Consider the following 25,586-nt stretch of genomic DNA (forward strand, 5'->3'; position numbering starts at 1 on the left):
GGGTGCTGCAGCAAGCAGCACCCGGAGATGGCCAGGCCAACCTCTGTTGAACGTCAGCCCGCCTGCGAAACAAGACCCCGCAAAACAGTTTCCAGCCCCACTTCACCCTTGACGATATCGCCTCCCTCGCCCTCGAAAGCAATGAACCCTTCATTGAACCCGTCAAGCATGCGCACGCGCGGCAGCGGTTCTTTCATACCTTGGGAGCGAAACAGCGCATCCCACGTTTCGCGCGGCACCACCTCCGCCAGAACCGGACGACCGAGCACCTTGGCAAACGCCGCGGCCAGATCGTTCGGACTCACACGTTGCGGACCTTCCAGCTCGACGGTACGCACACCACGCCAGTTCTGCTGAAGCAACTGCGCGGCAACCCGACCTACGTCCGCAGTCGCGACCATCGGCACGGCCTTGTCGAGCGGCTGCAGAAAGCTCTGGATCACGCCTTCATCGCGCGCCGGTGCAACATCCCACGCGGCGTTTTCCATGAACCAGCCCGGACGCAGAAACGTCACAGGCATCGGTAGATCGCGAAGCGCCTGTTCCATCAGCGTGCGTTGCGTGAGCAGATTGGTCTCGGTGGCCTGCGCGCCGATCGTCGACAGGCAGACAACCTTGCCGGGACGCGCCGATGCGAGCGCCGTTTTCACTGCGTCGATGACCGCGCGTGCCTGCGGAAACCCCGGCAACGGATCGAAGTCCGACGGCGGCAGAATGAAGACGCCCTGCGTACCCTCGAACGCGGCGGCAAGCGCTGCGGCGTCGTCCATATCGGCGGTCACGACTTCACACCCGCGCTCGGCCCACGAACGTGCCCGCGCGACATCGCGTACAACCGCTCGCACCGGCTGGCCCGCTGCGAGCAACGTGCGCGCCACCGCACCGCCGACCTTCCCTGTAATTCCTGTGATTGCATACATTGCTGTTTCTCCGGGCGAATTAGTGATGCGCGTAGAGCGAACCGACCGAACCGAACGGCGCATTCGCAACGACGCGATTGCCCGAAGCCGACGAACCACTGCGCGCACCGCCTATGCCGCTGCTGACGTTCGTCCCGGCACCGTTCTGCAAGGCCACAGCCGCTTCGGCTGCCTGAATGTCGGTGGGGTAATTCGGACTAACGCGACCGGGCCGATAGCCCACGCTTTCCAGTTGCACGAGCTCCGCGCGCACCTGCGCACGTGTGATCGTGGAGCCGGATTCCTGTGCATATCCAGCCGCGGGAAAGGCGATGACGGCCGCGATGGCCAGTGTGAGATGACGGGTATTCATGGCAATGCTCCTTTGATTCGTTGAGGTAGTGACCTACCGTTGGGATGCATTGTGGACAACCGCGATGAGAAACTAAATGTCACGAGTGACACTTGTGAAATGACTTCCAGTTACGAATGAGTTATGGTGGGCTGCGTGGCGCACGGTGCAACGACCAGGATGCAACCTCCATGAGATCGTCCAGCGAGAATCTTTCCAGCGGTATCGGCGTATTTGCCGCCGTCGTCGATGCAGGAACGTTTGCCGCGGCGGCGGACATGATGAGCATGTCGCCACCCGGGGTGAGCCGCGCGATCGCGCGACTCGAAAAGCGCCTGAACATACGGCTCTTCAACCGGACGACCCGCGCGGTTTCTCTGACTGAAGAAGGCCGACGGTTCTACGAGCAGGTTATGCCGCACTTGAGGGGCATGGAAGAAGCCGCCACCGCTGCGGCCGGCGGGGGCGCGACGGTACGCGGAAAACTGCGCATCAATCTCGATCCGGCTTTTCTGCGAATCGCGCTGAGCCCGAAGCTCGACGAATTCATGGACGCGCATCCCGAACTCGAAATCGAGTTCATCGCGAGAGATCAACTCGGCGACCTCATCGTGGATGGTTTCGATCTGGCCTTGCGATTCGGCGAACCTCGCTCATCGAGTCTGATCGCGCGAAAGCTTCTGGACACCCCGGTTGTCACCGTCGCGGCACCGTCGTACCTCGCTCGTCGCGGGCGGCCAACGGAGCCTCAAGATCTGGGGCGCGGGCAACACCGGTGTCTCGAGTTTCGCAACCCGGAAACCGGAAAACCGTTCCCGTGGGAGTTTCATCGCAAGCGCAAAAAACTGGTTGTCGAGACGAATGGCAGGCTCACGGTGAACGATCCGAGCGCACTCCTGAACGCGTGCCTTGCCGGCTCTGGCATCGCGCAGATGCTGCTGCTCGGAGCGGAACCGTTGATCCGCGAAGGGCGCCTCGTCAATCTGTTCCCGGACTGGCCGGATGAGCGCTTCCCGTTCTATGCGTACCACCCGTCGCGACACCATACGCCGGCCAAAACACGGGTGTTTCTCGACTTCATTGTTGCGTTGACGAGGACGAGCTAGCCGGTTGCGACGGTTCGCCCGACATCCATCAATGCGGCAAGCGATTCGCAACCTTGTCGATACCGGCCTGCGCGCAGACCTCATCCTTGTCGCCGCCCGGCGCGCCACCGATGCCCAGCGCGCCCACGATCTCGCCGTTTGCCTTGAAGGCGACGGCGCCCGGCAATGCCATCACGTTATGGACAGTAGCCAGTTGCGGAGCAAAAGGATTCGTTTTAACCAGCTCGAAGAATCCACTCGATCTGTCGAAGCCAAATTCAGGCCCGAGGGTCACCACGGTAAAGGCCTTGCGCAGGCTCGATTCGCCGGTGTGCACGGTGCTTCCATCGCCGCGCAGGACGACCTGCGGGATGCCATCCATATCGAGTACCGTTGCCGTCACCCGATAATTCTTCGCCTCGCATACGCGGACGGCCTCTTGCGCCGCTTCGACTGCAAGCGCAAGCGGCAGCACGTAGTGATAGCCGCTGGGCGGCGGCGCTTCAGCGTGCGCCGGTGCGGTGAATGCTGCGAGCATGGCGAGTGAGGACAGAGCGAATAGTCGTTTCATGATGTATATCCCGCGTGGATGATGGTGGGGCGGCTCGGGCAGCATGGCGCAACAGCGTGTACAAGATCGAAGCGCGTATCGGGTAGCCATGGAAGCGCGCCGACTTGCTTCGTTCTGTACGGGAGAGGCTGCTTACCGACGAGCCACTATATCGCTGGCGATAACGCGAAAGAACAGCACTCGATGGAACATCAGTTTTGCGCGGCAGTCGTGTTTGGGCTGGAGCGGCGTCTGCACGCCCGGCGCCGCAATCCGCGCGACTGCGCTAGTGTTCTGGTACGCGACGTTGCGCCCCCGCGCGTGACGATCGCATTTTCTCCACTCGACCCCCACGGATTGCATGGACGCCAAACTTTCACACGACCTCGTCGGCATCGAAGCAGTGCTGCAACGTACGCTCAAGCATGCGCTCGACGTGCTGGACCATATCGACGAGCGCCCAGCCGCGCTCGCACCGAAGCCCGTCGAGCCGCAACCGCTGCCATCGAGCGGCCCCGGCTTCGACGCGGCGCTCGACGATTTCCTGACGCGCTGGGCACCGGGGTTCTCCGGTAGCGCCGGGGCGCGCTATCTGGGCTTCGTGACGGGCGGCGCGACGCCGGCAGCGCTTGCCGGCGACTGGCTGACGAGCGTGTACGACCAGAATCCGACGGCCGGCATCGATAGCGCGGCGCCCGATCTGGAGCGCGAAACCGTCGCGCGGCTGCGCGAGTTGTTCGGGTTGTCGGATGCGCAGAAAGGCGTGCTCGTCAGCGGCGCGACGATGTCGAACCTTGTCGGTCTCGCGATCGCCCGCGAATGGCTCGGCGAACAGTGCCCGAATCGCGTCGATATCGCCGAAGACGGCGTGAGCATGCTGCCGCCGGTCAGAGTGCTGTCCGGCGCACCGCACTCCAGCATCTACAAGGCGCTGTCCGTGCTCGGCATCGGCCGGCGCGCGGTGCAGAAAATCCCGACGCTGAAGGATCGCGAGGCCGTGGATCTAAACGTACTCGAAGCCGCGTTGCAGCAGTACGCAGGCGAGCCGGTGATCGTCGTCGCGAACGCCGGTACCGTCAACACGGTCGACTACGACGACTTGCAAGCCATTGCGGCGCTGCGTTCGCGTTACCGGTTCTGGCTGCATGTCGACGGGGCGTTCGGCGCATTCGCGGCACTGTCGCCGGATCACGCGGCACTGGTGCGCGGCCTCGACGAAGCCGACTCGATCTGTATCGATCTGCACAAATGGCTCAACGTACCGTATGACGCGGCGGTGCAGTTCAGCCGTCGACGCGACCTGCAAGTGCGTGTGTTCCAGAACAGTTCCGCGTACCTGGGCGTACCGACCGACAATCCAGACTTCGTGCATCTGACGCCCGAGAATTCCCGCCGTCTGCGCGCACTGTCCACGTGGTTCGCGCTCGCCGCTTATGGCCGCGACGGGCACGCGGAGATCGTCCGCCGCAACATCGCACTGGCACATCGGCTCGGGGAGCGGATTGCCGTGCAACCGGGCCTTGCACTTCTGGCGCCGACCCGGCTGAACGTCGTGTGCTTCACGCTCGCCGAGCAGCCCGACGAGGCGCGCATCAATGCGTACGTGCGCGCGGTGCGCGATCTCGGCGATGCCTTCGTTAGCATGACCGTGTATGAGGGCACCTGGGGGCTGCGTGCGGCGTTCTGCAACTGGCGTACCGACGAACAGGACGTCGATCGCGTGTTCGACTCGCTGGTCCGTGCACTTGGGGCGTTGCGATGAATCCCTCGCCGCGCCCTTGAATACACAATGACGGACGCTTCGTTTCATGCGGACTCGTTTGCGATAGCGCCGGCTTCATAGCCGGCTGCTTTGCCGATTCCTTCCGCTACGCTACGCTAGATGCTCAGCGATATCGGTCCGAGCAACGCCTTGTACCCGTCGTCGAACAGGTACCACACGTCGTACTGCCCGGACGGGAGCGCAGTGTTGCCGCTGCGGCTCGCCAGCATCACCGAACCAACGCCCTTGGGCGCATACACCCACGCCAGCGATGCAGACGCGCCGGGTTTTACGCCCTTCGAATACACGCCGACCCAGTTCTTCGGGCTATGCAGCCACGGCGGCGCCACATAGTCGAAGCGCAACGTGGCGTAGGTCGAACCCTGCATGGCAAGTGCGGGAACGAACTGGCTGGTGTTCCCGATAGCCGAGTCGGTGTAGAGCGTTCCCGAAAGCTGTTGCACACAGCCCGCGACACGCCGGAAAAAATTCGCATCGTCGGGGACACGAATACTTGCGTCGTACCAACCGGCGTCGCCTAGCCACGTTACGTCGCTGGTTGCGCCCGCGGCGACGGTAGTCGAGGTGTAGGCATTCTTTCCATACGCGTTGTCGGTGAGCTGAAACGTGGCCGGCTGAGTGCCTCGGGTGTTGTCGAGCGTGATGCGGACGTTGCCGTTCTGGACGTCGTAGCACAACGTGATCTCGACAAGCGAGCCCGACGTTCCCGCCGACCCGATACTGCCGCGAAATTCCTGCAGGAAGCCGTTGGGGCCCGAGATCGAGAAGTCGTAGCTACCGTCGGAGTTCAACGGCAACGTGTCCTGGAGAGCCGCACACTGGCTGGCCGACGCGGCAATCGTGTACGGCCTCGGCGCAGTGCTTGAATTGCCCGCTCTGACCTGCAGACTCGTCCCCGCGGTTCCCGTGTTGGTGAATGTCAGCGACAACCCTTTCGCCGCTCTATTGACCAGGCCCGCTACGAAGAACTCATAAGGCAGTCGACACGCAGGACGGCGGTTGACCGGTTGAGCCGGCATCGTCTGTGTGCTCGGTGGGTAGGCGCCCACCACCGGCCCGCTCGGATTCATGTTGCTGGCAGCAGCCGCAATCGACAACGCCGACGAATCGGCCGCAGCAAAATTGAACGCCGACGTCAGGTCGCCGCAGACCGCGCGCCGCCATGGTGTGATGTTCGTCTCTTGCAGCGGCGACGTCGCGGTACTGAATCGCGCTTCGATGAAACGGATGATCGAGGTATGGTCGAGCACCTCCGAATTGATGTTGCCGCCCTTCGACCACGGCGACACGACGATCATTGGAACGCGCGGCCCGAGACCAAAAGGCTGATCGCCCGACAACGAGCCGTCCGAGGCGGTGCCGCTGCTGCTATAGAACTCAGCGGCGGTGCTGACGTTGGATTTGCCGTTCGTCGACGTGGGCGGCACCGGCGGCGGAACGTGATCGAACAGTCCGTCGTTCTCGTCGTAGGTGATCAGGAAGACGGTACTCGCCCAGACCGCGGGATTCGACGTCAACGCATTCAGCACGTTGTTGACGTACCACTCGCCGCCGCTTGCCGCCCACGACGGATGTTCGCAATACGCATACGGTGCGACGATCCACGAGACCTGCGGCAGGGTGTTGTTCGCTACGTCGCTCTGGAGTTGTGCGAATAGCCCCGTATCGTATTCTTTGCCTTGCCCGGTCGGGTCGATCTGTGTGCCGTTGAATGCGGGAGAAAGTGGATCGGTTGCGCCGAGGTTCTGATACTGCGTGAAGTTCAACAACGGGTTGTCGCCGTAATTGCCGTTCCACCACAAATCGCTCGACGTTCCCGTCGCATACTCGCCGACACCGCTGTTTGCACCGAGCCCTTGCCCTTTGTCCTGATAGACCTTCCAGCTAATGCCCGCTTTATTGAGGCGCTCGGGCAGTGTCTTCCAGTTATATCCCGAGGTGCTGTTATCGGTGTGAGGCGACGAGCCCGAGACATTGCCGCAGCACCCTGTCCAGAGATAGATCCGGTTCGGATCGGTCGGTCCGAGCATCGAGCAATGGTAGCTGTCGCATACCGTAAAGGTCTGCGCGAGTGCGTAGTAGTACGGGATGTCCTGGTTCGTGAAGTACGCCATCGTCGATGAGCCCTTCGCACTCACCCAGCTGTCGTACCAGCCTTTATTCCATGCGCTGTGTGTCGAGGTCCAGTCGTGAGCGAGATCGGCATAGTAGATGTCGGCGTTCGAGGTACTCGACGACGAACCCGGCCTGAACGGCAACACATACGATGATGACGACGTCTGGTACCAGGCGGGATAACCGCTTGGCAACACAACCGGACGAGGATCGCCGAAACCGCGAACCCCGGGCACGTTACCGAGGTAATGATCGAACGAGCGGTTTTCCTGCATCAGGATCACGACGTGCTTGACGTCCTGGATCGTGCCGGTAGGGCCGGCGGCGGGTATCGATTGCGCTCTGAGAATGCTTTCCGGCAACACGGTGGCTGTGGCGGAAGCCCCTGCAAGCTTGAGGGCATCGAGCAGAAACTGACGTCGGGACGAGGTTTTTTTTAGCATGATCTCTCTTTAGCGCGGATCGGAATCCGGACACACGAACTTGATCAATACGCGCGTGTGCTTAAAGCACACGGACGGAACACCGAACGGTACGGCGCTGTCGTTATGAACAGGAGGCTGCTGCGCAGTGCCAGACGGGCGCCGACGCAGTGGATGTGCTGGTGCCGGCCGCGGCCGTTGGATGAGTTGTTGTATTGCCCGAGGTTGGCGATGCGGGAGGAGAGGCGCCGTTGCTGCCGGCTGAGGACGTCGTAGAAGACGTCGAATGGTTAGTCGCCGCAATGCTTGAGTCCCCACCGCCGCACGCGCCAAGCGAGCCACATAGCAGGGCTGCGATCAGGCACGATGCTGCTTTGCTATTTTTTGTCATGCTCCTCCCTGTGAGATCAAACTCGAAGACCCGCGTGGCCGTCCGGAAAATACACGCCGCGGGTTCTGATGAATTTTTCGGAAGCAGAAAGGCAGGTCAAGCAGGGACGCCCGTGTGCAAAACCGATCGCACAAGTATCCACAATCTGTATGACAGTTAAGTTTTAGATGCTGGTTGAATGTCGTGCAGCGTAAATCCGCCATCATCTTGATGGAATGCGACGTGTCGATTTCTTTGGTGTCGCGATCGGCCAGTGTTCGAAATTATCTAGGCGTATTCAATATCGAACTGTGCCCGGGCGGCTTTAACCTGCGGACGATGGGACATCGCCCATGTCGCAAGCGCAGTCACAGGCGCGAGTACCTCATGCCCCATCGCAGTCAACTCGTAGTCCACTCGCGCCGGCACGCTAGGCGTCACGCTTCGTGAGACATAGCCGTCGCGCTCCAATCCTCTGAGCGTTGCCGTTAGCACCTTCTGCGAAATGGGACCCAGACTGCGCTTCAATTCGCTGGACCTCATGGTTCCACTGGAAAGGACGTGGATCACGAGAAGCGACCATTTATCGCCGACCCGCGCAAAGACGTCGCTTACGGCTTCACACACATCGATGGCGAGTGTCTCAGGCACAGCAGCAGAACAGGCTTTGGGAACCTTAAGGTGACTTGAGCGCATAAAAGTGCCTCCTTGTGGCATCGCGACACCGACCATACTATCGAAGTCCACTTGTTTATCAGAGGACTGGATGTGAACACCGAGGTCAAAGAGGGCGTTGTTCTGGTGACGGGCGGATCGGGCTATGTCGGCGGCTGGATGATCGTGGGTCTTCTCATGCGCGGTTTCAAGGTACGAACGACAGTGCGCGATATCGCGCGTGAAGCCAGCGTGCGCGCCGCGGTGACGAGCCAGGGTGTTTCCGGCGACGCCCTGACATTCTGCGTCGCGGATCTTTCGGCCGACAAGGGGTGGGCCGACGCGGTATCCGGCTGCGACTTCGTCGTACATGTTGCGTCGCCCATGGGTGAAGGGGAACCCAAAGGTACAGATCTCCTGGGGCCCGCCAGAGACGGCACGCTTCGTGTTCTGAGGGCATCTGTCGAAGCCGGTGTGAAGCGGGTGGTCGTGACTTCGTCGCTGGCGGCTGCACTGACTACGCGGGCCGACAAGGATGAACCCGAGTCCAATGAGGCAGTATGGACCGACGTCAACGGCAAAGGTGTGAGCGATTACGCCAGGTCCAAGACGCTGGCGGAGCGCGCGGCGTGGGAGTTCATTCGGCAATCGAATGGTGCGACGACACTGACCACAATCCTTCCCGGCATGATCATGGGGCCGGTTATGAAGCGCAGCATCTCCGGTTCTGTAGGCGTGGTAGCGCGCATGCTCGCAGGTAAGGTCCCCGCCGTACCTGATGTCGGATTTAACATCGTCGATGTCCGCGATCTAGTCGAGCTTCATATCGAGGCGATGCTCGCACCGCAAGCTGCCGGTCAGCGATTTCTGGCGTCCAGCGACTTTCTGTGGCTTGCCGAGATTGCCAGGCTATTGCGCGAGAACCTCGGTGACGATGCGACGAAAGTGACCTCGCGCAGGCTGCCAAACCTCGTATTGCGTATCGCAGCATTGTTTCAGGCCGACGCACGTTTCATGGTGCCGATGATCGGTAGACGGCCGCGTTTCAGCACGGTGCAAGCGGCTACGTTGCTCGACTGGCATCCGCGGCCGCCGTCTGTCGCCGTGCTGGACTGCGCGAAGAGCCTGATTCATGCGGGACTTGTGCCGGGAAGCGCACTTGAATCGATCAATGTGTAGTGCCGGATGCATCAACGTGTGTGTCAAGCGCGCTATGCCGGCACGAACGGGCTAACCGGCATCAGGTTTGCTGCAGGAAGCGTGCGATGTGCCCGGCGATTGCTTCAGGCGCATCGTCGTGACAGTAGTGCCCCACCCCGGCTAACCGATGTATCTCCGCCTGCGGAAAAACCTCGCTAAACAATGGAAGAAAGTGCTCCGCATGCAACGTGCGATCGGCCATCCCCCAGATCGCGAGTGCGGGCCTCGATTGAATCGCGCGTAGAGCTGTCGCATCCGGTACCTCGAAACGGTGTGCGCCGATCGCAAAGCCCTTGGCCCAACCGATCGCACCCGCGCAGTCGGCGGGTGTGGCGAAGCGGGAACCGTATGCGCGCAACCAGGTGTCGTTAATCAGTGCGTGATTCTCGAAACCATTGATCTTTAGCGTACTCAGAATGTTGAAGCCTAGTTCGCCAAGTACTGCTTCGAGACGTCCTTCAGGCTCCGCTTTCAAGATCCAGCTAAACCATGGCGAAACCTCGGCGTTCGCGGTCAGGCGGTCGATCAGCGTGGCTTGCCCAAACGGCGTGGGTCCGTTGGTGCTGATGATGCGTTGGATACGGTCCGGATGCCGCGCTGCGAGGCCCATCCCCACCGCTCCACCGAAGTCGTGCAGGACCAGCGTGATCGCACGTAAGTCCAGTGCCAGCACGAAACGCTCAAGATTATCGATGTGGTCCTGCAGCCAGTAGGTGCGCTCTTGCGGCGTCTCGCTCTTGCCGAATCCCATGTGATCGGGTGCGATGACGCGATAGCTGCCCTTGAGCGTAGCAATCAGGTCCCGGTACAGATAACCCCATGTCGGTTCGCCATGCAGACACAGGACGATCTGGCCGTCGGCGGGACCTTCGTCGACGTAATGCATGCGGAAACCAGGCGCGTCGGTAAAGCACGGCGCGTACGGAAACGCGCCGTCAAACGTATCGTTGGATCGCGTCATGAAATGACCCTTCTCGAAGAAGCGGCTAAGTCCAGCTAGTGATACGTGTTGCATGTTGCAACTAGTGAGTTTTATAGCAGAGTGAGTTTTATATTGCAACTACACATCGTGACGACGGCGCAGCGATGGCGTGACGAAGGTAACGCCCACCTTCCAGGACAAAAGTCGACAAAACGGGACAGTGAAACTGCGAGCCCTCGCTACAATTTTTCTGCACCTCTTGCATTCCAGATTCACACCGACAAACTTGCTAGAACAAAGGATCTGTCATGTACGGAAAATCGCTGTGTTCATTCGTATTGGTTCTTATGCTCGCCGCATGCGGAGGGGGTTCGGGTTCGGACTCTTTGAGCGCATCTGCGAAGGCGCTCAAAGAGTCCGCGCAGCAGAACGCCAGCTGGAAGCCACTGGTTCCCGGCACGAGCTGGCAATGGCAGCTCGATGGCAACACGATCAACGAGACCATCCTCGATGGCGTCAAGAATCCGCGCAAGATGTACGACATCGACATGGAGCAGACCGATGCGCAGACGATCGCGCGTCTGAAGGCAAAGGGTATTTATGTCGTCTGCTATATGGAGGTAGGTGGCTGGGAAAAGTATCGGAACGATGCGGGCCAGTTTCCCCCAGGCGTGCTCGGTAACCCCGTCGAAGGCTACGAAGATACGGAGCGCTGGCTCGATATCCGACAGACCGCGATCCTGATGCCGATCATGCTGGCACGTCTCGATCGCGCGAAGGCCAAGGGTTGCGACGGCGTGGAACCCGATCTGGACGACTCGTATGCCGAGGACACGAGTTTCCCGATCACGCTCGAAGATCAACTCAACTACAACACGGCACTGATCAACGCCGCGCACGATCGCGGCATGTCGATGGGATTGAAGAACGGGCCGAACATCGCGACCGCGATGGCGAAAGTCGCCGACTGGGCACTCAACGAGCAGTGCAATCATGACCATGTATGCGGCGGCTATGCGAGCTTCATCGCGCTGAATAAGGCCGTGTTCAACGTCGAATACACGCGGCCGGATCACATGAAACTCGCCGACTTCTGTCCTGCGGATAACAAGGCCAATTTCGACGGCATCCTGAAGTTGTCGAGCGATACGCTTGCGGCTTTACCGCGTTCGGCGTGCCGGTTCGAGTAAGCGCGTGAGGCACCGGGGCCGCGCGGGCCCCGGTTCAACTATCGGGATTCGACTCAACTCATATGCACGTCACTGGTAAGATCGCTGATTGCCTACGACAGCAGCGAGCTTCCTATGAGTTACCAGAATCGTCAGTGGTTTTACGTCAAACGCCCCGAAGGACGTGTTGGCGACGAGCATTACGAGTTACGCGAAAGCGAGATCGACGCCAGTTTGTCGTCGAACGAAGTGTTGATCCGCGCGCGCATTGTCAGCGTGGACCCGTACATCCGGATTCAGCAGCACGAGCGCAATACCTACGATGTGCCGCATCCGCTTGGCATCGTGCAACGTGCGGGCGTGGTCGGCGAAGTGGTTGCGTCGGCCAGTCCGCTCTTCAAGCAGGGCGACTGGGTGTCGGCGTATAGCGGCTGGCAGTTGTACGCCCGGTGTCATCACAGCGAGCTAACCTGCCTGAATCCCGACGAAGCGCCGGTTTCGACCGCGCTCGGCGTGCTCGGCATGCCCGGACGGACTGCGTGGTTCGGTTTGATGGAAGCGGGCAAGCCGCGTCCCGGCGACACACTGGTCGTGTCCGGTGCGGCGGGCGCGGTCGGCTCGCTGGTCGCGCAGTTCGGCAAGCGAGCCGGTTGCAAGGTGATCGGCATTGCGGGCGGCGCGCAGAAGTGCGCGTTTCTGACCGACACGTTGAAGCTCGACGGCGCGGTCGATTACCGCGCGCATCCGACACTCGAAGGTTTGCAGTCGGCGTTGCAAGCCGCTACCGGCGGCGTCGACGTCTACTTCGACAATGTCGGCGGCATGATCACCGACGCAGTGATTCCGCTCATCAAGCGCCGCGCGCGGATTGTGATCTGCGGCGCGATCGCGCAATACGACGGCGGTCTCGACACACCGGATCTCGCACCGCGATTCCTGCAGCACATGCTGTTTCAACGCGCGACGATCCAGGGCATTCTCGCGCGCGACTTCACGCACCGGATGGACGAAATGCTGCAGACCGTCGCGCCGTGGGTGAAGAACGGCGAGATCGTTTATCAGGAAACGTATATCGACGGTTTTGATGCGTTGCCGAACGCGCTGAACAGCCTGTTTGAAGGGAAGAACCTAGGGAAGCTGCTGGTCAGGGTGTGATCGTGAAGCGGGTAGTGGTGGGGCAGAACAAGACTTGCGACCCCATCGCGCCCCGTTTGACTGACGACTTCCGGAAGACGCGCAACGGGCACCGAAAAAGATAAATCGCGACAGTAACGCCAGAAGCGCCCAGACTGCGCGATAGGGCTGTCGCTTTCGCGACCGGCAATTCAGGAGAATCACATTGGCAAAGAGCGCGACGCGCGGAAATCGCGAGGCTAAGAAGCCTAAACAACCCAAGAAGGCGATCTCTCCTGTGGTGGCCGTGTCCCCGGCAACTACAGGGAAAGGCGCTGCAACCAGCGCACCGGCCAGGAAGAAATAGCAGAAATTGGGCACAGATCCGTGCCCTTTCTGCGCTATCCCATCTCCGGATGTTTCGCTGGAAACCGCATTGACAGGGACAGGGCTACACCAGTGCCCTTGCCTCTCCTTGTTGCAGCATCGGGCCGATCAAGACTGATCCGCCGTTTTCGTACACCGCCTGACGACCGCTAACAGTTAGCGCGTGACGGTGTACCGGCGCCCTCCGCTATCCACATCGTCCCAGCGCGATGTTTCGATGCACTGGCGATCCGCAACTGCGTCAGCGGTTGCATCGCGTCATGGCTGAACACGCCGGCAGAAGCCGTGCGTGCCTGCTCTCTCGTCCTGACGGAGTTGCGTGATACCTCCGCATTCGTCGGACCCACCCCAGCCCGCAGGCGCCCGCTTACGCGACACACCACACGTAAGCCGGCCGCTGCGAAGGAAGAACCGATCATGTCCGACTCCAATGAACAGTACGGCGAGTACAGCGGCGCAGTGACGACGCCCGACGTGTTCAATCCGCCGCTAGCGCGAACGTCGCAACAAAGGCGTCTGTGAACGCGCTGCTGCGTTACGTCACGCGGCGTCGCTTTGTGTTGCCGCCGTGGACCGACACCGCACCGGTGCGAGAGGAACTGTTCGGCGTCGAGCGGCTCGAGCAACACGCGCAGAGTCTCGCTGCCGCGCAACCCGTGACGAAGAACCCTCCCGTCGTGCTGTCGCTGCACACACGGCTTAACGACAACAGCGCCGTCCTGCTCGCGGCCTACCGCGCAAGTGCCGCAGAACTCGAGAGCGGCCGCGGCGTCGTGCCCGCCGCCGAATGGCTGCTCGACAACTATCACCTCGTCGAGGAACAGATCCGCGAAATCCGCGACGACCTGCCGCACGGTTACTACCGGCAGTTGCCCAAGCTCGCCGCCGGCCCGTTCGCCGGCTATCCACGCGTGTTCGGCCTCGCGTGGGCCTTCGTCGCCCATACCGACAGCCATCTGGATCCGCAGATCCTGCGGCGTTTCATCGACGCGTATCAACGGGTCCAGCCGCTGACGATCGGTGAGTTGTGGGCCGTTGCGATCACATTGCGCATCGTCCTGATCGAAAACCTGCGTCGTCTGACCGATCAGATTACGGTTGGTCGCAGCGCACGCGCGGACGCTGACGCGCTTACCGATCGTCTGCTCGAATCGGGCAGCGCGCGCTCGGCGCTCGAAGCGGACATCTCAACGCGTTCGTCTGGCCTGCTCTCGGAACTGTTTGCTGCGCAACTTGCTAAACGGTTGCGCGACCAGGATCCACGAACCACTCCCGCGCTCGGTTGGCTGGAAGAGCGGCTCAGGCTCCAGGGCGCCAGCGTCGATGAAGTCGTGCGGCACGCGCAGCAGCGTCAGGGCGCGTCGAACGTCACCGTGCGCAATGTGATTACCAGCATGCGGTTGATTTCCGACATCGACTGGGCGGACCTGCTCGAGAGCGTGAGTCTGGTCGACGCCCGCTTGCGTGCCGGCAGTGCCTTCGGTGCGATGGATTTTCCGACCCGCAATCTGTATCGCAGCGCGATCGAGCAACTAGCGCGTGGTTCACGTCTTACCGAACTCGAAGTCGCCGATCTTGCGCTGCACTCAGCGCAAGCGGCCGCCGGCGCAACAGACGATGCCGTGCATACGGAGCGAGCCAGCGATCCCGGCTACCACCTGATCGCCGAGGGCCGTGGCGCGCTCGAACAGGCGATCGGGTTCCGTCCGACGTCACGTTTGCGTATCACGCGATTCAATGTCCGCCTTGGCGCCGGCGGTTATGTCGGCGAGATTCTCACGCTCGCCACGACCTTGCTGGCGCTGGTGTTGTGGGGGCTCGGCTCGGTTGCACCGCGAGGTCTCCATGTCGATGTGTTTTTGCTGTTTGCCCTGTGCGGATTTCTGCCTGCCACTGAGATCGCGACTGCGCTGATCAACCGCACGATCACGTGGAGTTTTGGCGCGATCACGTTGCCAGGTCTTGAACTGGCAGCAGGCGTGCCGTCGTCGCTGCGCACGCTGGTCGCTGTGCCGACGCTGCTGACGAGCGAAGCCGACCTGCGTGAGCAGATCGAGCGCCTGGAGGTGCATCACCTCGCCGGTGCGGGCGGGGACCTGTCGTTTGCGTTGCTGGCAGACGGCCTCGATGCGGATCAGGAAGAGGTAGCCGGCGACGCACATCTGCTGGCCGTCGCTGCCGACGCGATCGACGCATTGAACCGCCGTTACGAGCCAGGCCCGAACGGCGCGCGTTTTCTGCTGCTACACCGTCGCCGCGTCTTCAACGCGAGCGAGAACACATGGATGGGCTGGGAGCGCAAGCGCGGCAAACTGCACGAATTGAATCGTTTGCTGCGTGGTGCAACCGATACAACCTTCCAGCCGATCGCCGGTCGAGCACCACAGGTGCCGTCGGGCGTGCGTTATGTGATCACGCTGGACGCCGATACGCGTCTGCCACGAGACGCGGCATTGCGCCTGATCGGCAAGATGGCCCATCCGCTGAACCGGCCGAAATTCAGTGAGGCCGAACAACGTGTGGTCGATGGGTACGCGATTCTCCAGCCGCGTGTTACGCCATCGCTGCCGGTCGGGCAGGAAGGTTCGCTGTATCAGCGCGTCTTCTCCGGCCCGGGCGGGATGGACCCGTACGCGGCAGCCGTGTCCGACGTTTATCAGGATCTGTTCGGTGAAGGTTCGTTCACCGGCAAGGGCATCTACGATGTCGACGCATTCGAAGCCGCTTTGCGTGACCGCGTTCCAGAGAACGCGCTGCTTAGTCACGATCTGTTCGAAGGCGTTTTTGCGCGCGCCGGCCTCGCATCGGATGTCGAAGTAGTCGAGGAAGTGCCGTCGCGTTATGACGTGACCGCCAAGCGACAGCATCGCTGGACGCGTGGCGACTGGCAGTTGTTGCCATGGATCGTCGGGCATCGCGGTCGGGACCGGCATGCCATGCCGACGATCGGCCGCCTGAAAATGCTCGACAATTTGCGTCGTTCGTTACTCGCGCCGTCGATGATCGCCGCGCTCGCACTGTGCTGGCTGATGCCGGTTCGCGCCGCGATGATGGGCGCGCTGCTGGTGCTAGGCGCGCTGGCGATTCCCGCCTTCCTGCCGACGCTCTTCGCAATCGTACCGCGGCGTACCGGCATCCGTCTGGGCAATCACGTTCGCGTGCTGGCCGCCGATGTACGGCTTGCCACGTTGCAAACTTTTCTGTCGGTCGTGTTCCTTGCCGACCACGCGCGGCGCATGGGTGACGCGATCGTACGGACATTGACGCGGCTGTTCGTGACGCATCGCCGTCTGCTCGAATGGACGACGGCTGCGCAGTCGAGCGGCAGTCCGCGCCTCGATCTGCGTGGTTTTTATCGGCAGATGACGGCTGGCGTCGTGCTCGGGCTTGCGCTGTCGGCTGGGGCACTCGTGCTCGTGCCGTCGCATTGGCCGCTCGTGCTGCCGTTTGCAGTGCTATGGCTTGCCGCACCGGCGCTGGCGTTGTGGACGAGCCGCTCGCCGGGTATCGCGCGGCACTTCGCGATGTCGGACCCGGACACGCGCGATCTGCGTCTGATTGCGCGACGCACATGGCGCTTCTTCGAGACTTTTGTCACGCCGGCTGAGAACATGCTGCCGCCCGATAATTTTCAGGAAGATCCCAAGCCCGTGGTGGCTCATCGGACCTCGCCCACCAATCTCGGTCTTTATCTTCTATCGGCGGTTGCCGCACGCGATTTCGGCTGGTCGGGTACGACCGAAACCGTCGAGCGCCTCGAAGCGGCGCTCGCATCGATGGAGAAACTGTCGCGTTTCAGGGGACATTTCTATAACTGGTACGGGACGCTGGATCTCAAGGCATTGGCGCCTGCGTATGTTTCGTCGGTGGATAGCGGCAATCTGGCGGGTCATTTAATCGTCCTCGCCAATGCCTGCGAAGAGTGGGTGAACGCGCTGCTCGCGCCGGCTGCGCGGGCAGGGATGATGGACAACCTGCAACTCGCGCGCGAAGCCGTCGATGCGCTACTGGCCGCAAGCGGCGAGCGCGGCAAGCAGATTACGGCGAGCTTCGACGAAATCGAAGCGCAGTTGCAGGGGCCACAGACGCTCGAAGCGCTGTCGCCGTCGCTGTCCCGTTTGACGGAGAAAGCCGCGAAAGCCGCGCGCGAAATTGTGCCGACCGGCGTCGACGACAGTGCCGCCGATCTCATGTTCTGGATCGATGCATTGAGAAAGAGCACCGTCGAGCATGGTCGCGACCGGCAACAATCCACCGATGCACCGGAACTTTTACGAGAGCGTTTGAAGTCGCTCGCCGATGCGTCGCGTGCCATGGCGCTCGGCATGGACTTCGCATTTCTGCTCGATCCGGAACGCAAGCTGCTGTCGATCGGCTATTCGCAGTCCGACAACAGCCTCGATCCCAATTGCTATGACCTGCTGGCTTCCGAAGCACGGCTCGCGAGCCTGTTTGCCATCGCGAAGGGCGACGTCACGACGCGCCACTGGTTCCGGCTCGGTCGCTCTGCGACGCCGGTCGGCAACGGCTCGGCGCTGATCTCGTGGTCGGGATCGATGTTCGAATACCTGATGCCGTCGCTGGTGATGCGTGCGCCGGTCGGCAGCCTGCTCGAACAGACGAGCCGTCTGGTGGTGGAGCGGCAGGCGTCGTATGGGCGGTCGCTCGGTATTCCGTGGGGGATTTCGGAGTCGGCTTACAACGCCCGCGACATGGAATTCACCTACCAGTACTCGAATTTCGGCGTGCCGGGTCTGGGTCTCAAGCGTGGTCTTTCGGAAAATCTCGTGATCGCGCCGTATGCAACGGGGCTCGCAGCGATGGTCGATCCACAGGCTGCGCGGCAGAACTATGCGCAACTTGCCGCGCTAGGCGCGCTGGGGCGCTACGGCTTTTATGAAGCACTCGATTTCACGCGTTCGCGGCTACCCGATAACGAGACCGTGGCGATCGTGCGCAATTTCATGGCACATCATCAGGGTATGACGATCGTCTCGATCGCGAACACGCTACTCGATGCGCAGATGCGCGCGCGTTTCCATCGCGAACCGATGATCCAGGCAAGCGAGTTGCTGTTGCAGGAGCGCATGCCGCGCAATGTCGCCGTTGCGCAACCGCGTGCCGAGGAAGTGAACACGTCCGCGGTTGAAGCGGGCGCCGTGCCGCCGACGGTCCGGCGCATCGTCGCACCTGCCGAGGCGGATGGCGCACCAGTGACGCATCTGCTGTCGAATGGCCGCTACGCTGTGATGCTAACGGCAACGGGAGCCGGCTACAGCCGCTGGCGCGATACCGCCGTCACGCGCTGGCGCGAAGACGCGACCCGCGACGACTGGGGCTCGTTCATCTTCCTGCGAGATGCGCGCAGCGGCCAGGTGTGGTCGGCGGGCGCACAGCCAGTGGACAGCGAAGCGGAATATGAAGAAGTCGTGTTCGGCGAAGATCACGCTGAATTTGTGCGCCGCGACGGCTCGCTAACCACCACGATGGATGTACTGGTTTCCGGTGAAGCAGATGGCGAAGTGCGCCGTGTGTCGCTCGCCAACAGCGGACGCCGGGTACGCGAGATCGAGCTGACGTCCTACGCCGAAATCGTGCTGGCCACGTCCGCGGCCGACAACGCGCATCCTGCTTTCTCGCGGATGTTCGTTCAGACCGAGTACCTCGCCGAATTCGGTGCGCTAGTGGCCACACGTCGCCCGCGTTCGCATGACGAAAAGCAGATGTGGGCCGCACATTTCGCGGTTGTCGACGGTGAGATCGCGGCCGATCCGCAATATGAATCGGATCGCGCGCGTTTTCTGGGGCGTGGCCGCAACGCGGGCACAGCGGACGCGATTCTCGGCGATCGGCCGCTCACCAACAGCGTTGGCACCGTACTCGATCCGGTGTTTGCGCTCAGGTATCGCGTACTGGTGCCGCCGGGCAAGGTCGCGCGCGTCACGTTCTGGACCGTGGTGGCCGAGTCGCGGGCGCAACTGCTCGATATGATCGACAAGCACCACGACCGTAACGCATTCGGTCGCGCCAAAACGCTCGCATGGACGCAAGCGCAGGTGCAGTTGCGACATCTCGATGTCGAAGCCGAAGAGGCGGCCGATTTCCAGCGCCTCGCCGCACCGCTCATTTATGCCGACGCGCGTTTCAGGGCGCCGTCGGACACGATCGTTCGCGGGGCCGGTGCGCAGTCGGGATTGTGGCCGCACGCGATTTCCGGCGACCTGCCGATCGTGCTGCTGCGTATCGACGACGTCGAAGATATCGCGCAGGTTCGGCAACTGTTGCGGGCCCACGAGTATTGGCGCATGAAGCGGCTCGGTGTCGATCTCGTGATCGTCAACGAGCGCGCGTCTTCGTACATCCAGGAGTTGCAGGGCGCAATCGAAACAGCGGTGCGCAGTAGCCAGTCGCGGCCACACTTCGGCGAAGAACTCGCGCAAGGAGCGGTGTATACGCTGCGCGCCGATTTGATGAGCGTCGAGGCGCGCGCGTTGCTGCAATCGGTTGCGCGTGTCGCGCTGGTCGCGCGGCGCGGGTCGATTGCCGATCAGCTCGCGCGCTTGCCGCAATCACAGGGCAAGCCGTCGGCGTTGCGCCGGCAGAAGCCGCCGATGTCGTCGCTATGGCCCGCGCCGATTCGTCAGCCGCGCGTGCCCTCGCCGGTTCCAGCGAAGCTCGAGTTTTTCAACGGTCTTGGCGGTTTCGATAAAGACGGTCGGGAATACGTGACCGTGCTTGCGGCAGGCGCAACGACGCCCGCACCGTGGATCAATGTGATTGCCAATCCCGGTTTCGGTTTTCAGGTCGCCGCAGAAGGCAGTGGTTACACATGGGCTGAAAACAGCCGTGAGAACCAGCTCACGCCGTGGTCGAACGATCCGGTCGAAGATCCCGCCGGCGAAGCCATCTATGTGCGCGACGAAGCGACCGGCGAGGTGTGGAGCGCGACCGCGCTGCCGATCCGCGACAGTGGAACCTACATCGCGCGTCACGGGCACGGCTACAGCCGCTTCGAACACGAGGCCAATGGCATCGCGCTCGACTTGCTGCAATACGTACCACTTGCCGACCCGCTGAAGATTTCCCGGCTGACCTTGCGCAATCTGTCGGGCATGCCGCGCCGACTGTCCGTGACGGCATGGCTGGAATGGGTGCTCGGTACGTCACGCGGCGCGTCGGGGCCGTTCATCGTGACGGAGATCGACTCCGCTACCGGCGCGATGCTGGCGCGCAATCCGTGGAGCACCGGGTTCGCGGGACGCGTCGCGTTTGCCGATCTTGGTGGAGCGCAGACTGCATGGACCGCGGATCGCAGCGAGTTTCTCGGCCGCAACGGTCGCACGTCTGCGCCCGCTGCGCTGACCGGCAAGACGCCGCTATCCGGTGCGACCGGTGCGGGCCTCGATCCCTGCGCGGCGTTGCAGGGTGTGATCGAACTGGGGGTGGGTGAGGCTATCGAAGTGGTGTCGTTCGTCGGGCAATGCGCATCCGTCGAAGCAGTGCGCGCGTTGATCGCGCGTTATCGCAAGGCCGATCTCGATGCGGTCCTCGCGGAGGTGACGAACCACTGGCAGGGCGTGCTCGGCGCCGTCCAGGTGAAGACCCCCGACCGCGCGATGGACCTGATGCTAAACGGCTGGCTGCTGTATCAGACGCTCGCGTGCCGTATCTGGGCGCGCTCCGCGTTCTATCAGGCGAGCGGCGCATATGGGTTTCGCGATCAGTTGCAGGACGGCATGGCATTGACGCACGTGCAGCCGGACGAGACACGGCGGCATTTGCTGCGCACCGCGGCGCGGCAGTTCGTCGAAGGTGATTTTCAGCATTGGTGGCTGCCGCAGTCGGGACAAGGCGTGCGCACACGGATCTCCGATGATCGCGTGTGGCTCGCCTACGCTACGGCAACCTATGTTAGCTGCGCTGGCGACGTTGCAATTCTCGATGAACGTGTGCCGTTCCTCGATGGGCCGCAGCTACAACCGGGCGAGCATGACGCATTTTTTCAGCCATTGGTCGCGGACGAATCGGCATCGCTGTTCGAACATTGCGCGCGTGGACTCGATCAATGCATCGAGCTCACCGGCGCATATGGTCTGCCGTTGATGGGCACCGGCGACTGGAACGACGGGATGAATCGCGTCGGTGCGAACGGCAAAGGAGAGAGCGTGTGGCTTGCGTGGCTACTGTTGCGCACCATCGAGCTGTTTGCACCACTGGCGGAGTCGCGCGATGCCGTGTCTATCGCGCGTGCCAGGCGTTGGCGCACGCATGCGGTGTCGGTGCGCGAGGCATTGGAACGCGATGCATGGGACGGCGAGTGGTATCGCCGCGCGACGTTCGACGATGGCACGTGGCTCGGCTCGAAGCAAAGCGAGGAGTGTCAGATCGATTCGATCGCGCAATCGTGGGCGGTGCTGTCGGGCGCGGCCGATCCGGCGCGTGCGGCGCTGGCGATGGACTCGCTGGAAAAGCATTTGATCCGTCGCGACGACGGGCTTGCGTTGCTGTTCAAACCGCCATTCGATAGAACCGCGCACGATCCCGGCTATATCAAAGGATATCCACCGGGGTTGCGTGAAAACGGCGGGCAGTATAGCCACGCGGCGATGTGGGCGATCCTCGCGTTTGCAAAGCTACGCGATGGCAACAAGGCCGCCGCGCTGTTTGCACTGGTCAATCCTGTCAATCACGCACGCACGGCGGCGGAAGTCGAGCGCTACAAGGTCGAACCTTATGTCGTTGCCGCCGACGTCTATTCCGTGACACCGCATGTCGGGCGCGGTGGCTGGACCTGGTACACGGGGTCTGCGGGATGGATGTATCGCGCGGGTGTCGAAGGCATTCTGGGCATTCGTCGCGAGGGCGATGTCCTCGTCATCGATCCTTGTATTCCGGACACGTGGCCCGGATTTGCAGCGACAGTGAATGTGCATTCGACACGGTATGACATTCGCGTTGACTCCACGGCTGGGCACAGTGTGATGCGTGCGGTACTAGACGGCACAAGCGTCGATTGCGAGGGCGGATGTGTGCGGGTGCCGCTGGATGCCGGTTCGCACACGCTCCTGATTTCGCTGTGCCTTGCAGCGAACGAAGATGTCGATCATGGCGAACAGGTTGTGTGACGATCGACGTACGCCTATCGAGGCGCTGGACGAGCCGTCCGGCGCCGGAGTTTTTGAATCAGGGAAAACAATGTTGGCGTGGCACTACACAACGGGCCGGAAATTGCGGTCCATCACTGCAAGCGGAATGCTGGTCCCAGGCCGCATTGGAAATGAGTCGACCGACGAACCCATACTCTGGTTCTCGCGAAATCAACACTGGGAGCAAACCGCTGGCAAGGCATGCCATGAGGCCGGACAACCGGTGCGCCGTCTGACGATGCGAGAAACCTACGCGGAGGGCGAAGGACTCGTGCGCTACGGATGTGACGTCAAGCGCCTGTACGCCGGCGAAGCGTTGCGGCGAAAAGCGTGCATCACCCACGAGGTCTGGGCGGCTTTACATGCGGCAGGGAAGTTGCAACAGGCGTATCCAGCCGCGTGGTGCGGCTCGGTCGACTCAATGCCGATTGATAGCCTGGTGGTACATGTGATGAGCGAACGCTTCAAATGGGAGCGCTTTGAGGCTTGATGGCACAAAAACCGCCAACACGCGGCTTGCGTCTAGGACAGCGAATACCGGTTCTGCGGGCCGCTCACATACCGCTTCCTCGCGATGTCGAGGAGTTTTTCACGAAACTGGTCGAATGCACCAAGTATCGATCGTTCGTCGGAGCCCGCGTCAGGTTGCAGGTTCCTCAGCATCGCATCGTCGACCTGGAAGGTGATTTCGCGCGAGTTGTCATACCCCCAGAAACATACGCAATGCCTGGAGGCATCGTAACTACGGCTGGGATTGGGGAATTCGAGCGCCACGATCAGGCTTTCGTTGACGGAACTGAATAACGCCATTTACTCGCTTTCGAATCGATCGAAGCAAAATTGGTGCGTCTTTGTTCCTCGCGCAAAGCATCTGCGGTTTCGAGGACAAGGGCGTGGGTTTTGCGTTCGCGCGTGTATGCGCTTTCGCCGCCGGCAATAGCCGTGGCTGATTTTGACTTTAATTGCATGTAGGGTACCGGAGCAGGAGGTCACGATATGTAACCCGCCTTGCCCTACTGTATACCCTTCGGGAGGTGCCAGCGTCTTTTATTACCTGACACTGATCCGGTGATTTCTGCGCCATTTGTATCTGTCGACCGGTTGTCACGTCGGGCAAAATAGCTTTCTCGACGTGCCCCTATCAATACCGGAAGGTTGTGTACGATACCCGACCGTCCGAATCACGCGATGGAAGCGACTCATGACCACGACAAGAACCATCCGCATGTTGACCCGCTACAAGGCGTGGGCCAACGACCTCATCTTCTCCGCAGTGAGCGAATTGCCGTACGAAGAAGCGATCAAGCAACGGAACACCCGCTTCGGCAACATCGTGCATACGCTCAATCACGTCTACGTCATCGACGACGTGTTTCAGGCCCACCTTCAAGGACGCGAGCACGGTTATACCGCTCGCAATACACGCGAACACCCGCCGCTCGACGAACTATGGCGCGCGGTCCAGACGCTGGACCAGTGGTACATCGATTACGCCGACGGGCTATCGGCCGAAGATCTGGAGCGACCGATCCACTTCAACTTTATCGGTGGCGGCGAGGGTGTCATGACACGCAACGAAATGATCCTGCACGTCGTGAATCACGGCACCTATCACCGTGGTTTTGTCAGCACCCTGATGTTCGAGGCGGGTGTTTCGCTGGCGTCAAACGATCTTCCCGTGTTCCTGCGCGACGTTCCGCAAATCCCGGCGTAAGCAGGGGCGCCCTGGCTGGGTCGCCGGTTTCGATTTCAATCGCCCGTTCGTGTCGGCTCCGGCTATGATGACCGCCAGGGTCTGCATGCGGAATGCCGATGCATGCAGACGTCACTGCATGCAATTCGAAAGGATGGCAGGCGGGCCAGTCGTCGCGCATATTGCCCCTTGCCGCTCCAGCCACTCAAGGAAATCGCGCCATGAATACCCCGAATTTTCGTGTCGAATATGATCTGCTGGGCGAGCGGCAGATACCGCAAGAGGCTTACTACGGCGTGCACACGCTGCGGGCCGTCGAGAACTTCCAGATATCGGGTGTGACGATCGCGGCGTACCCCGAACTGGTAAATGCGCTTGCCTCGGTCAAGCAGGCGGCCGCTGAAGCCAACGCGGAACTCGGCCTGCTCGATCCCGCGTTGCGCGACGGCATCGTTGCCGCGTGCGTCGAAGTGCGGCAAGGCAAGCTGCACGATCAGTTCGTCGTCGACATGATCCAGGGCGGCGCCGGCACGTCGACCAACATGAACGCGAACGAAGTGATCTGCAACCGCGCGCTGGAAATCCTGGGCCACCATCGCGGCGACTACACGTTCCTGCATCCAAACGAACACGTCAATCTCGCGCAAAGCACCAACGACGTCTACCCGACCGCGCTACGCATTGCCACCTGCTTTGCAATCGAACGTTTGCTCGGCGCGATGAAGATATTGCGCGACGCTTTCGCGGAAAAAGCCGAAGAATTCGCCGGGCTGCTGAAACTCGGCCGCACGCAGTTGCAGGATGCGGTACCGATGACGCTGGGCCAGGAGTTCTCAACCTATGTCGTGATGCTCGATGAGGACATGGCGCGGCTCGGGGAAACCTCCGCGCTGATCCGCGAAATCAATCTGGGCGCTACGGCGATCGGCACGGGCATTACCGCGCACCCCGAATACGCGGGCAAAGCGCTCATCGCGCTGAACCGGATCACCGGGCTCGAATTATCGACGGCACCGAACCTGATCGAAGCTACTCAGGATTGCGGCGCGTTCGTGCAGATATCGGGCGTGCTGAAGCGCATTGCCGTCAAGCTCTCCAAAACCTGCAACGACCTTCGGTTGCTGTCGAGTGGTCCGCGCGCGGGTTTTGGCGAGATCAACCTGCCGCCGATGCAGGCCGGTTCGTCGATCATGCCCGGCAAGGTGAACCCGGTCATCCCCGAGGTCGTCAACCAGATTGCGTTCGAGGTCTTCGGCAGCGACGTGGCGATCACGTTCGCAGCAGAGGCCGGCCAGTTGCAGCTGAACGCATTCGAACCCATGATCGCGGTGAGTCTGTTCCGCAGTTTCAAGCATCTGACGAATGGCTGCACGACGCTTGCCGAACGCTGTGTGAAAGGCATCACGGCGAACCCGGAGCGTCTGCGCGAAACCATCGAACGCTCGATTGCCCTCGCCACCGCGCTCAACCCGTACATCGGCTACAAGAACGCCACGTCGGTCGCTTCCGAAGCACACGCGAACGGCACCACGGTCCGCGAAGTCGTGCTGGCTCGACAACTGATGACCGAGAGCGAACTCGACGACGCCTTACGTCCCGAGGAACTGGTGCGCCCGCGCATCTACGCCGCGAAAGCCGTGGTCCCGAAGCTGAGCACCGCCGACGAACCGGCCGGCGCACCGGGCCTGCCCGCGGAGTGACAGTACGCGGCGCAGGGGCCGCCGTC

General features: G+C 61.7%; 16 protein-coding genes. 9 read left to right on the forward strand and 7 right to left on the reverse strand.

Translation table 11 applies throughout. From position 1 onward, the window contains the following. Positions 1 to 53 precede the first annotated feature (53 nt). Positions 54 to 920, reverse strand: a complete 867-nt coding sequence (locus M0D65_RS20320; protein ID WP_266254275.1) for an NmrA family NAD(P)-binding protein — start codon at positions 918 to 920, stop codon at positions 54 to 56. A gap of 19 nt (positions 921 to 939) precedes the next feature. Continuing rightward, the gene (locus M0D65_RS20325) at positions 940 to 1,272 is read right to left on the reverse strand and encodes a DUF4148 domain-containing protein (protein ID WP_266254276.1); all 333 of its coding nucleotides are present in this window, start codon (positions 1,270 to 1,272) and stop codon (positions 940 to 942) included. Positions 1,273 to 1,442: 170 nt separating this feature from the next. On the opposite strand from M0D65_RS20325, the gene M0D65_RS20330 reads away from it, so the two are divergent. Then, on the forward strand, positions 1,443 to 2,357 hold the full coding sequence (locus M0D65_RS20330) for a LysR family transcriptional regulator (protein WP_266254277.1): 915 nt from the start codon (positions 1,443 to 1,445) through the stop codon (positions 2,355 to 2,357). Between the two features lie 28 nt (positions 2,358 to 2,385). Here the strand turns inward: M0D65_RS20330 and M0D65_RS20335 are convergent, their stop codons facing one another. Continuing rightward, complete coding sequence (locus tag M0D65_RS20335; protein WP_091009044.1) at positions 2,386 to 2,907, reverse strand: heme-binding protein; 522 nt, start codon at positions 2,905 to 2,907, stop codon at positions 2,386 to 2,388. Positions 2,908 to 3,247: 340 nt separating this feature from the next. Here M0D65_RS20335 and M0D65_RS20340 point away from each other — a divergent pair, with 340 nt between their 5' ends. Beyond that, positions 3,248 to 4,648, forward strand: coding sequence for a pyridoxal-dependent decarboxylase (locus M0D65_RS20340; protein ID WP_266254278.1), 1,401 nt, complete (start codon positions 3,248 to 3,250; stop codon positions 4,646 to 4,648). Positions 4,649 to 4,764: 116 nt separating this feature from the next. On the opposite strand, the gene M0D65_RS20345 is transcribed toward M0D65_RS20340, so the two are convergent. Both M0D65_RS20345 and M0D65_RS20350 read right to left on the reverse strand, forming a co-directional pair. Then, on the reverse strand, positions 4,765 to 7,227 hold the full coding sequence (locus tag M0D65_RS20345) for a phosphocholine-specific phospholipase C (protein WP_266254279.1): 2,463 nt from the start codon (positions 7,225 to 7,227) through the stop codon (positions 4,765 to 4,767). 637 nt (positions 7,228 to 7,864) lie between these two features. Then, entirely contained in the window at positions 7,865 to 8,272 is a 408-nt protein-coding gene (locus M0D65_RS20350) for a helix-turn-helix domain-containing protein (protein ID WP_091009056.1), read from the reverse strand. Between the two features lie 72 nt (positions 8,273 to 8,344). Between M0D65_RS20350 and M0D65_RS20355 the strand changes: the two genes are divergently transcribed. Further along, positions 8,345 to 9,409 carry an NAD-dependent epimerase/dehydratase family protein gene (locus M0D65_RS20355; RefSeq protein WP_266254280.1) on the forward strand — a complete coding sequence of 355 codons (1,065 nt, stop codon included), beginning with the start codon at positions 8,345 to 8,347 and terminating at the stop codon, positions 9,407 to 9,409. A 61-nt stretch (positions 9,410 to 9,470) separates the two neighbouring features. Here the strand turns inward: M0D65_RS20355 and M0D65_RS20360 are convergent, their stop codons facing one another. Continuing rightward, positions 9,471 to 10,391: an alpha/beta fold hydrolase gene (locus tag M0D65_RS20360; protein WP_266254281.1), complete on the reverse strand. Its 921-nt coding sequence runs from the start codon at positions 10,389 to 10,391 to the stop codon at positions 9,471 to 9,473. Between the two features lie 347 nt (positions 10,392 to 10,738). Here M0D65_RS20360 and M0D65_RS20365 point away from each other — a divergent pair, with 347 nt between their 5' ends. From M0D65_RS20365 to M0D65_RS20380, 4 genes are all read left to right on the forward strand, one after another. Next, positions 10,739 to 11,542, forward strand: a complete 804-nt coding sequence (locus tag M0D65_RS20365; protein ID WP_266254282.1) for an endo alpha-1,4 polygalactosaminidase — start codon at positions 10,739 to 10,741, stop codon at positions 11,540 to 11,542. Positions 11,543 to 11,656: 114 nt separating this feature from the next. Next, positions 11,657 to 12,676: an NADP-dependent oxidoreductase gene (locus M0D65_RS20370; protein WP_266254283.1), complete on the forward strand. Its 1,020-nt coding sequence runs from the start codon at positions 11,657 to 11,659 to the stop codon at positions 12,674 to 12,676. An 863-nt stretch (positions 12,677 to 13,539) separates the two neighbouring features. Then, the gene (locus M0D65_RS20375) at positions 13,540 to 22,146 is read left to right on the forward strand and encodes a glucoamylase family protein (protein ID WP_266254284.1); all 8,607 of its coding nucleotides are present in this window, start codon (positions 13,540 to 13,542) and stop codon (positions 22,144 to 22,146) included. Then, positions 22,118 to 22,657: a hypothetical protein gene (locus M0D65_RS20380; protein WP_266254285.1), complete on the forward strand. Its 540-nt coding sequence runs from the start codon at positions 22,118 to 22,120 to the stop codon at positions 22,655 to 22,657. The genes M0D65_RS20375 and M0D65_RS20380 overlap by 29 nt, the downstream gene beginning before the upstream one ends. A gap of 32 nt (positions 22,658 to 22,689) precedes the next feature. On the opposite strand, the gene M0D65_RS20385 is transcribed toward M0D65_RS20380, so the two are convergent. After that, positions 22,690 to 22,977, reverse strand: a complete 288-nt coding sequence (locus tag M0D65_RS20385; protein WP_266254286.1) for a DUF1488 domain-containing protein — start codon at positions 22,975 to 22,977, stop codon at positions 22,690 to 22,692. Positions 22,978 to 23,368: 391 nt separating this feature from the next. Between M0D65_RS20385 and M0D65_RS20390 the strand changes: the two genes are divergently transcribed. Further along, positions 23,369 to 23,881, forward strand: a complete 513-nt coding sequence (locus tag M0D65_RS20390) for a DinB family protein (RefSeq protein ID WP_266254287.1) — start codon at positions 23,369 to 23,371, stop codon at positions 23,879 to 23,881. Positions 23,882 to 24,081: 200 nt separating this feature from the next. Then, on the forward strand, positions 24,082 to 25,560 hold the full coding sequence (gene aspA / locus M0D65_RS20395; RefSeq protein ID WP_266254288.1) for an aspartate ammonia-lyase: 1,479 nt from the start codon (positions 24,082 to 24,084) through the stop codon (positions 25,558 to 25,560). Positions 25,561 to 25,586: the final 26 nt, after the last annotated feature.

The organism is Paraburkholderia sp. CHISQ3 (assembly GCF_030464945.1).
GTDB lineage: Bacteria > Pseudomonadota > Gammaproteobacteria > Burkholderiales > Burkholderiaceae > Paraburkholderia > Paraburkholderia megapolitana.

Bases quoted from the DNA above. Each gene is read 5' to 3' on its own strand.
- M0D65_RS20380 (WP_266254285.1), top strand. From the start codon at position 22,118: ATGTCGATCATGGCGAACAGGTTGTGTGACGATCGACGTACGCCTATC.
- M0D65_RS20320 (WP_266254275.1), bottom strand. From the start codon at position 920: ATGTATGCAATCACAGGAATTACAGGGAAGGTCGGCGGTGCGGTGGCG.
- M0D65_RS20345 (WP_266254279.1), bottom strand. From the start codon at position 7,227: ATGCTAAAAAAAACCTCGTCCCGACGTCAGTTTCTGCTCGATGCCCTC.
- M0D65_RS20350 (WP_091009056.1), bottom strand. From the start codon at position 8,272: ATGCGCTCAAGTCACCTTAAGGTTCCCAAAGCCTGTTCTGCTGCTGTG.
- M0D65_RS20340 (WP_266254278.1), top strand. From the start codon at position 3,248: ATGGACGCCAAACTTTCACACGACCTCGTCGGCATCGAAGCAGTGCTG.
- M0D65_RS20390 (WP_266254287.1), top strand. From the start codon at position 23,369: ATGACCACGACAAGAACCATCCGCATGTTGACCCGCTACAAGGCGTGG.
- aspA (WP_266254288.1), top strand. From the start codon at position 24,082: ATGAATACCCCGAATTTTCGTGTCGAATATGATCTGCTGGGCGAGCGG.
- M0D65_RS20360 (WP_266254281.1), bottom strand. From the start codon at position 10,391: ATGACGCGATCCAACGATACGTTTGACGGCGCGTTTCCGTACGCGCCG.
- M0D65_RS20385 (WP_266254286.1), bottom strand. From the start codon at position 22,977: ATGGCGTTATTCAGTTCCGTCAACGAAAGCCTGATCGTGGCGCTCGAA.
- M0D65_RS20325 (WP_266254276.1), bottom strand. From the start codon at position 1,272: ATGAATACCCGTCATCTCACACTGGCCATCGCGGCCGTCATCGCCTTT.
- M0D65_RS20330 (WP_266254277.1), top strand. From the start codon at position 1,443: ATGAGATCGTCCAGCGAGAATCTTTCCAGCGGTATCGGCGTATTTGCC.
- M0D65_RS20370 (WP_266254283.1), top strand. From the start codon at position 11,657: ATGAGTTACCAGAATCGTCAGTGGTTTTACGTCAAACGCCCCGAAGGA.
- M0D65_RS20335 (WP_091009044.1), bottom strand. From the start codon at position 2,907: ATGAAACGACTATTCGCTCTGTCCTCACTCGCCATGCTCGCAGCATTC.